Origin of the sequence: Kitasatospora sp. NPDC058243, assembly GCF_042882025.1 — a bacterium.
In the GTDB taxonomy this organism is placed as follows: Bacteria; Actinomycetota; Actinomycetes; order Streptomycetales; family Streptomycetaceae; genus Kitasatospora.
This window is the reverse complement of sequence record NZ_JBHVWW010000125.1, coordinates 1-8417: the sequence shown is the minus strand read 5'-3', so window position 1 is coordinate 8417 and position 8417 is coordinate 1. Positions and strand designations below refer to the sequence as shown.

Below are 8417 nucleotides of genomic sequence, written 5' to 3'. Positions count from 1 at the left end.
CGGCCAGGGCCCGGCCGGCGGCGCCCCGCAGGGCGGCCGCCCGCAGCTCGGCCAGGGCGGCCCGACCGCTCCGACCGCTCCGACCGCTCCGACCGCTCCGACCGCTCCGGGTGCTCCGACCGCTCCGGGTGCTCCGGGTGCTCCGGGTGCTCCGGGTGCTCCGACCGGACCGGGTGCGCCTGCCGCGCCCGGCGGCCGGGCCGGCGGCCTGCCGACCCGCCAGGTCGGCAAGTCGCTGCGCGAGAACCCCGTCCAGCCGGGCCAGCCGGGCCCGGGCCAGCAGCCCCAGGGGCCCCAGGGCCCGGGCCGGCAGGCCCCCCAGCCCCAGGGCCAGAAGCCGACCCAGCAGGCCCCTCAGGCCCCGCAGCCCCAGCAGTCCCCGCAGGGCGGCCTGCCGCAGCGCGGCCCGAACCGGCCGGGCCCGGCGCAGGGCGGCCCCGGCGGCCTGCCCCGCCGCGGCCAGCAGCAGCCCGCCCAGGGCCAACCCGGTCAGCAGCAGCCCACCCAGGGCCGCCCCGGCCAGCAGCAGCCCGCCCAGGGCCGCCCCGGCCAGCAGCAGCAGCCCGCCCAGGGCCGCCCCGCCCAGGGCCGCCCCGGCCAGGAACGGCCGCGCCCGGGTGGCGAGTTCGACGGCGGTCCGGGCCCCCGGACCGGCGAGCAGCCGCAGCACGGCCGGCCGGGTCGGCCGGGCGGCGCTCCGCAGCAGCAGGGCGCCCGCCCGGGCAACCGCCCGCAGGAGGGCCTGCCGCAGCGCAGGCCGGCCCCGCAGGGCCAGGGCGGCCCCGGTCAGGGCGGCCCGCAGGGTCAGCCCGGTCCGCAGGGCCAGCGCCGCCCGCAGCGCCCCGGCCCGGACGCGCCGCAGCGCGACCGCCAGCCGCAGCTGCCGCCGCAGCAGCAGGCCCAGCCGCTGCCGTCGGCCGAGCCGGCGCCGATGGAGAGCACCCAGCAGTTCGCCCGGCCGCGCTTCGAGGCCAGCCAGATCGACCCGCGTGACCCGCTGGGCCTCGGTCTGGTGGAGCCGGTGCTGCCGAACCCGGCGCGTCCGGAGCCGGTCCGTCAGGAGCAGGCCCGGCCCGAGCCGGTGCGCCAGGAGCAGGCCCGGCCGGAGCCGATGGCCCTGCCGACCGGCCCGTCCGGGGGTGCGGCCGAGCAGCCGTGGTACCCGCAGGAGGGCGGGCAGGAGGCGCGGCCGCGGACGTACCAGCCGCGCCGGCCCGGCACCTCGGCGCCGGAGTTCCAGCCGTCCGACCCGCAGAGCCGACAGGGCCGGCCGGCCCAGGCCCAGCAGCCCCAGGCTCCGCAGCAGGCCGCGCAGGCTCAGGCCCCCCAGGCTCCGCAGCCCCAGGCCCCGCAGCAGGGCCAGCAGCCGCAGGGCCAGCAGCAGCCGCAGCAGGGCCAGCAACCGCAGCCCGGCACCGGGGACGCCCCCTGGCGCCCGTCCGCGAACGACGAGCGCTGGCGCCGCGCCGAGCAGGTCCGCGAGCCCTCGACCAGCGGCGTCACGATGTCCGGTCTCCCCCGGCGGACCCCGCAGGCCAACCTGGTCTCCGGCACCGCCGAGGCCTCGCCGCTGACCGGTCCGCAGGTCTCCCGGGCCCCCGAAGAGGTCCGCGGCCGGCTGACCAACCTGCGCCGCGGCATCCAGCAGGGCCGCCGGGCCGGGGCCGAACAGGCCAACCAGCCGGGCTCCCAGCATGGTGCCCAGCAGCCCGGATTCGATAGTTTCGGTGGCCGGACCGACGGCAACGGCGCAGATCACCAGGAGCGTTGAGTTGAATCAGATGAGCCAGGCCGCACAGAACCTGAACTGGCTGATCACCAATTTCGTGGACAACACCCCCGGGGTGTCCCACACCGTGGTGGTCTCCGCCGACGGCCTCCTGCTGTGCATGTCCGAGGGCTTCCCCCGCGACCGCGCCGACCAGCTCGCAGCCGTCGCCTCCGGCCTCACCTCCCTCACCTCCGGCGCCAGCCGGATCTTCGAAGGAGGCGAGGTCAACCAGACCGTCGTCGAGATGGAACGAGGCTTCCTCTTCCTCATGGCCGTCAGCGACGGCTCCGCCCTCGCCGTACTCGCCTCCCCCGACTCCGACATCGGCCTCGTCGGCTACGAGATGGCCCTCCTCGTCGACCGCGCCGGCGCCGTCCTCACCCCCGCACTCCGCGCGGAACTCCAGGGCAGTCTCCTGCACTGACCGGAGTCCGAGCGGGATCCGTCCACCGTCCCACCTCCCCCGCCGGGTCCGACCCGACCGGCCCCGGCGTCTCACCCTCAGCTACCCTCAGGCAGCTGATCCCGCCTCAGCTGGCACCGCCCCAGCTGGAACCGGCTGCCCAAGGCTGCAGCACAAGGAGGACCCATGACCCCGCCCTCGACACCCGCCGGCTCGTACGGCAACGGGTACGGCAGCGGCTACGGCGGGCAGCAGTCCGACGGCTACGAGCAGCAGCCGCTGGTCCGCCCGTACGCGATGACCGGTGGCCGCACCCGGCCCCGGTACCAGCTCGCCATCGAGGCCCTGATCTCGACCACCGGCAACGCCGAACGGACCGGCGGCCTGCTGCCCGAGCACGCCCGGATCGTGAACCTCTGCCGTGAGGTCAAGTCCATCGCGGAGATCTCCGCACTGGCCGGTGTCCCGCTCGGTGTGGCCCGCATCCTCGTGGCCGACCTGGCCGAGGCCGGCCTCGTCGCCATCCACCAGCCCGCCGCCGCGGGCGAGTCGGGCGGAACGCCCGATGTCACGCTGCTCGAAAGGGTCCTCAGTGGACTTCGCAAGCTCTAACGCGGCCGCCCCCACCCGCGCCACCACCTCCGCGAAGATCGTCGTCGCGGGCGGCTTCGGCGTCGGCAAGACCACGCTCGTCGGCGCCGTCTCCGAGATCAACCCCCTGCGCACCGAAGCCGTCATGACCTCGGCCTCCGCCGGCATCGACGACCTCAGCCACGTCTCCGGCAAGACCACCACCACCGTCGCCATGGACTTCGGCCGCATCACCCTCGACGAAGACCTCATCCTCTACCTCTTCGGCACCCCCGGACAGGACCGCTTCTGGTTCATGTGGGACGACCTCGTCCGCGGCGCCATCGGCGCCGTCGTCCTCGTCGACACCCGCCGCCTCGCCGACTGCTTCCCCGCCCTCGACTACTTCGAGAACAGCGGACTCCCCTTCGTCGTCGCCCTCAACGGCTTCGACGGACACCAGCCCCACACCGCCGACGAGGTCCGCGAAGCACTCCAGCTCAGCGCCGAGACCCCCGTCGTCACCCTCGACGCCCGCCGCCGCGACAGCGCCAAGAGCGCCCTCATCACCCTCGTCGAACACGCCCTCCTCGCCCGACTCCGATGACGGGCCGGACATCCGGACCCCGGGGGCCGTCGGCGTGACGGCCCCCGGGGCGGAGCCGCTACCGGCCGATGTCCTCCAGGGGCATCGCGCAAGACCCGCTGTATAAGCAGCGGATAACAGTTCGGTAGGCATTTTGTGATCAACAGTGACTCTGCGTGGTGAACTAGCGCCACTCAGCGCCAGAAGACCACGGTTTTGCTCCGTCATGTCGGTGAATGTCCCTATTGCGCCGACGCGGGGGCCATCCTGCGGCTGTTTGTCCCCCATCCCTGCACGTGCTGAAATTCCAGCTACCCCTGAAACCCTCGCGCCGGCCCACCGGTGACGGGCCAGGGCCCGGGGGTAGCGCTGGATTGATCCATGGCCGACAGTCGGCCGAGAGGTAGTTGTCGAGTGAGGCGTAAGCAGCAACCCGCCCCGCAGCGGCGCTCCGAGCCCCGCCGGAGCGAGCCGAACGGTACCGCAGCGGACCCGGCCGGATTCTCCGCTTTCACCCCCACCGAGGAGCGCTCCCAGGCCTCCCCGGCCCCGCAGCCCCCGGCCGCGTCCACGGAACCCCGCAGCGGCGGTCCGGACGGCGACGCCTCCAGGCGGTACGACTTCCTCCGCCCGCGCAACTGGCGCGTGCCGACCCGTCTGATCGCGATCCTGCTGATCCCCGTGATCATCAGCCTCGTCTTCGGCGGCCTCCGCGTGAACACCTCGGTCGACGGCTACATCAAGGCCTCCCGCGCCGAGAAGACCGCCGAGCTCGCCAAGGCGGCCACCGAGCTCGCCGAAGCGCTGGAGATCGAGCGCGACACCACGCTGATACCCCTGCTCACCAAGCAGGACCCGGACGGCAAGGTCGCCAAGATCCGCGCCAACACGGACGCCGCGCTGAAGGCGTACGAGGCGGCCTACGCGGCCTCCGACAAGTCCGGCGAACTGCCGCGCCGCCACGAGGGCTTCCAGGCCCTGGTGGTCGACCTGCCGCACCTGCGGTCCAGCGCGTACGGATCCGAGCTGTTCGCCGGCGCCACCGTCAACGCCTACTCGGTGATGTTCGCCCCGCTGCTGTCCTACGACAACTCGGTCGGCATCGGCTCCACCAACGCCGCCAGCAAGGGCCGCGCGATCTACGCGATGTCCCTCGCCAAGGCCTCCGCCTCGACCCAGCGCGCGCTCATGCTGCACCTGCTGGTCGGCATCTCCCAGAACGCCACCACCCGGTTCGAGAACGCCGACGTGATCCAGCAGATCCTGGTCGCGGAGCGGCTGGAGCAGGTCTCGCTGACCGAGTTCAACACCGGCAGCGCCCCCGAGGACGCCCGCAAGTACGCCAACGCGCAGGTCGTCCAGGCCGCCGCGCAGGAGCGCTCGGCCTACAAGATGCCGAACGGCACCGCGCCCTCCATGCAGACCCTGCTCTCCCTCGGCGCCGCCTACAGCCAGGCCGCCGCCGAGGGCCAGAGCAAGGGCAAGGCCGCCGCCGACCAGGCCTACAAGGAGGCCAAGGACTCCGGTCTCACCCCGGAGAACTGGAACCAGGCCGCCAACACCCACATCCAGGCCCTGCGCGACACCGAGGTCCAGCTGCTGGACGACGTCCTCACGGACTCCCGCGGCCTCAAGGACAACGCGCTCTACGACGCCATCCTCAACACGATCATCGTCGTCGCGGCGCTCATCCTGGCCGGCCTGCTCACCGGCTACGTCGCCCGCTCGATGATCCTCGGCATGCGCACCCTGCGCAGCGCCGCCCTGGAGATCGCCGACCACCGCCTGCCGGACCTGGTCGAGAAGCTCTCCAAGACCGACCCCGACCGGGTCGACACCTCCGTCACCCCGATCCCGCTGCACGGCAAGGACGAGATCGGCGAGGTCGCCCGGGCGTTCGACCAGGTCCACCAGCAGGCCGTGGCGCTCGCCGCCGAGCAGGCCCTGCTGCGAGGGAACGTCAACGCGATCTTCACCAACCTGTCGCGTCGCAGCCAGGGCCTGATCCAGCGCCAGCTGGCGCTGATCACCGACCTGGAGAACAACGAGGCCGACCCGGACCAGCTGGAGAACCTCTTCAAGCTGGACCACCTCGCCACCCGCATGCGCCGCAACGGTGAGAACCTGCTCGTCCTCGCGGGCGAGGAGGCCGGCCGCCGCTGGAACACCCCGGTCCCGCTGGTCGACGTGCTCCGCGCCGCCTCCTCCGAGGTGGAGCAGTACGAGCGCGTCGAGCTGTCCGGCATCCCGGAGGTCGAGGTCGTCGGCGCCGCCGTGACCGACCTCGTCCACCTGCTCGCCGAGCTGCTGGAGAACGCCACCTCGTTCTCCAGCCCGCAGACCCGGGTCCTGGTCAACGCGACCCGCCTGCCGGACGGCCGGGTGCTGGTCGAGATCCACGACAAGGGCATCGGCCTCACCGCCGACGACTTCGCCGAGATCAACGAGAAGCTGGCCGAGCCGCCCACCGTCGACGCCACCATCTCCCGCCGCATGGGCCTGTTCGTGGTCGGCCGGCTGTCCCAGCGGCACGACGTCCGCGTCCAGCTCCGCCCGTCCGGCGAGTCCGCCGGCACCACCTCGCTGGTCATGATCCCGCCGTTCATCACCCGGTCGGGCGCCGCGCCGGAGCCCGAGGAGCAGTTCACCGTCTCCCGGATCTTCGCCGAGCAGGAGCCGACCTCCCAGTGGGCGCCCAACGGCCAGCCGCGCAGCGCCGCCGAGCTGGGCTTCGACGACCACCTCACCGGCACCGGCAACGCCGGATCCAGCGGCTTCAGCCCGGCCCTGGAGGCCGTCCAGCGCTCGCAGCGCCTCGACCAGGTCCGCCGCGCGGCCCTGGAGAGCGGCCCGCACGACGGCGAGCCGCCGGTGCTGGACGCCGAGGTCGAGGAGGAGTACCAGCAGGGCTACGACCAGTACGCCCCCCAGGGCTACGAGCAGCAGTCCGGCTACGCCGACGACCAGTACGGCTACGCCCAGGACGGCTACCAGCAGGACGAGTACGGCCAGGACCAGTACGGCCAGTACCCGCAGCAGGGCTACGACCAGTCCGGCTACGCCGACGACCAGTACGGCCGCCAGGACTACCAGGGCGACGGCTACCAGGGCTACCAGGACGGCTACGCCGACCAGTACGGCCAGCAGGCCGAGGAGGCCCCGGCCGGCCACCCGTACGCCCCGGAGCCGCCCGCACTGCCCGCCGCCGAGCCCACCCCCACCCTGCCGTCCGGGCTGCCGCAGCGCCGCCCCGGCCAGCAGCTGGCGGGTGGCGGCTTCGGCGCCCCGACCGCTCCGGCGGGCGGCGGCTCCGGCGGCGAGACCCCGAACTGGTTCGCCGGCGCCAAGGACACCTCGGCGGTCGACGAGCCGCGCGGCCACGACGTGTCGGCGCTGGGCGGCTACGGCCCGACCGGCCCGACCAACTCGCCCTGGCAGTCGCCCAACGACGGCGCCTGGCAGCAGGCCGAGCAGACCCGCGAGCCCGCCTCCGGCGGCACCACCGGGGCAGGCCTGCCGCGGCGCGTGCCCAAGCAGAACCTGGTGGCCGGAAACGCCAAGCCCACTCCGCAGGAAGGGCCGCAGGTCTCCCGCAGCCCCGAGGAGGTCCGCGGTCGGCTCACCAACCTGCGCCGCGGCGTGGAGCAGGGCCGCAGTGCCGGTAACACCGGAAGCTTCCGGATCGACCCCGATCAGGTAGACCCGTCCGGCAACGGACAGAACCGAAGCACCGATCTCTTCGGCGGCTCGAACCACCAGGAGCGTTGAGTTGACTCAGATGAGCCAGGCCGCACAGAACCTGAACTGGCTGATCACCAATTTCGTGGACAACACCCCCGGGGTGTCCCACACCGTGGTGGTCTCCGCCGACGGCCTCCTGCTGTGCATGTCCGAGGGCTTCCCCCGCGACCGCGCCGACCAGCTCGCAGCCGTCGCCTCCGGCCTCACCTCCCTCACCTCCGGCGCCAGCCGGATCTTCGAAGGAGGCGAGGTCAACCAGACCGTCGTCGAGATGGAACGAGGCTTCCTCTTCCTCATGGCCGTCAGCGACGGCTCCGCCCTCGCCGTACTCGCCTCCCCCGACTCCGACATCGGCCTCGTCGGCTACGAGATGGCCCTCCTCGTCGACCGCGCCGGCGCCGTCCTCACCCCCGCACTCCGCGCGGAACTCCAGGGCAGTCTCCTGCACTGACGGTCCGTCGGATACCGTCCAGGTATTCGAAGTACCTCCGCGTCCTTCCCGGGCCCGCTTCGGCGGGCTCGGGTTCGGACGTTGTACGGCCTTCGCACCACCGGCTCCGGACCTGCGCCGAAGCTCGCACCGCACCGCCGCACCCTGTGAGGAGAGGAACCGTGACACCGCCCGACGACCGCAGCGGCCAGTACGGCGTTCCGTACCCTGGCACAGGCCATGACGCCTTCGGAGCACCCGGCGTCGGCCACGGTCAGCAGTACGGCCAGCCTCAGCACGGCCAGCAGCACGGACAGCAGTACGGCCAGCACCAGTACGGGCAGCCCCAGCACCCGTACGGGCAGCCGCAGCAGGAGCAGTACGACCGGCAGGGCCCGCCCGGCCAGTACCGACAGCCGCAGCCCGCCTTCGACACGCCGCCGCCCGGCTACCCGGCGCCCGCCCCCGACCACCGGCCGGCCCACGAGCCCGGGCACGTCGAGGAGTTCGAGGACGAGCCCGACTCCGGCCCGCTGATCCGGCCGTTCGCGATGACCGGTGGACGCACCCGGCCGCGCTACGAACTCGCGCTGGAGGCCCTCGTCTCCGCCGACGTCGACCCGCAGCGCCTGGCCACCCTGCTCCCCGAGCACCAGCGGATCTGCACCCTGTGCAGGGAGGTCAAATCCGTCGCGGAGGTGTCGGCGCTGCTCTCCCTTCCCCTGGGAGTAGCCCGCATCCTCGTGGCCGACCTGGCCGAGGCCGGCCTCGTCGCCATCCACCAGCCCGCTTCCGGCGGCGAATCCGGAAACCAGCCCGACGTCACGCTGCTCGAAAGGGTCCTCAGTGGACTTCGCAAGCTCTAACGCGGCCGCCCCCACCCGCGCCACCACCTCCGCGAAGATCGTCGTCGCGG

8 protein-coding genes are annotated in these 8417 nt (G+C 73.3%); 7 read left to right on the top strand and 1 reads right to left on the bottom strand.

The window, feature by feature from the left end; genetic code table 11:
• The coding region (locus ACFVX9_RS39120) for a hypothetical protein (protein WP_387986988.1) at positions 1-1402 on the bottom strand (1402 nt) is incomplete at its 3' end.
• A 102-nt stretch (positions 1403-1504) separates the two neighbouring features.
• Between ACFVX9_RS39120 and ACFVX9_RS39115 the strand changes: the two genes are divergently transcribed.
• The 7 genes from ACFVX9_RS39115 to ACFVX9_RS39085 all read left to right on the top strand — a co-directional run bounded on the left by ACFVX9_RS39115 (position 1505) and on the right by ACFVX9_RS39085 (position 8367).
• Positions 1505-1771, top strand: a complete 267-nt coding sequence (locus ACFVX9_RS39115) for a hypothetical protein (protein WP_387986985.1) — start codon at positions 1505-1507, stop codon at positions 1769-1771.
• Between the two features lie 10 nt (positions 1772-1781).
• Positions 1782-2195 carry a roadblock/LC7 domain-containing protein gene (locus ACFVX9_RS39110; RefSeq protein WP_030057391.1) on the top strand — a complete coding sequence of 138 codons (414 nt, stop codon included), beginning with the start codon at positions 1782-1784 and terminating at the stop codon, positions 2193-2195.
• A 165-nt stretch (positions 2196-2360) separates the two neighbouring features.
• Positions 2361-2786, top strand: coding sequence for a DUF742 domain-containing protein (locus tag ACFVX9_RS39105; protein ID WP_063347718.1), 426 nt, complete (start codon positions 2361-2363; stop codon positions 2784-2786).
• Positions 2767-3351 carry an ATP/GTP-binding protein gene (locus ACFVX9_RS39100; RefSeq protein ID WP_063347719.1) on the top strand — a complete coding sequence of 195 codons (585 nt, stop codon included), beginning with the start codon at positions 2767-2769 and terminating at the stop codon, positions 3349-3351. Before ACFVX9_RS39105 ends, ACFVX9_RS39100 begins: the two co-directional genes overlap by 20 nt.
• 393 nt (positions 3352-3744) lie before the next feature.
• Positions 3745-7098 (top strand): nitrate- and nitrite sensing domain-containing protein, encoded by a 3354-nt coding sequence (locus ACFVX9_RS39095; protein ID WP_380380244.1) that lies wholly within the window; start codon positions 3745-3747, stop codon positions 7096-7098.
• A gap of 10 nt (positions 7099-7108) precedes the next feature.
• Positions 7109-7522 carry a roadblock/LC7 domain-containing protein gene (locus ACFVX9_RS39090; RefSeq protein WP_030057391.1) on the top strand — a complete coding sequence of 138 codons (414 nt, stop codon included), beginning with the start codon at positions 7109-7111 and terminating at the stop codon, positions 7520-7522.
• Between the two features lie 161 nt (positions 7523-7683).
• Positions 7684-8367 (top strand): DUF742 domain-containing protein, encoded by a 684-nt coding sequence (locus tag ACFVX9_RS39085; RefSeq protein WP_079135609.1) that lies wholly within the window; start codon positions 7684-7686, stop codon positions 8365-8367.
• Positions 8368-8417: the final 50 nt, after the last annotated feature.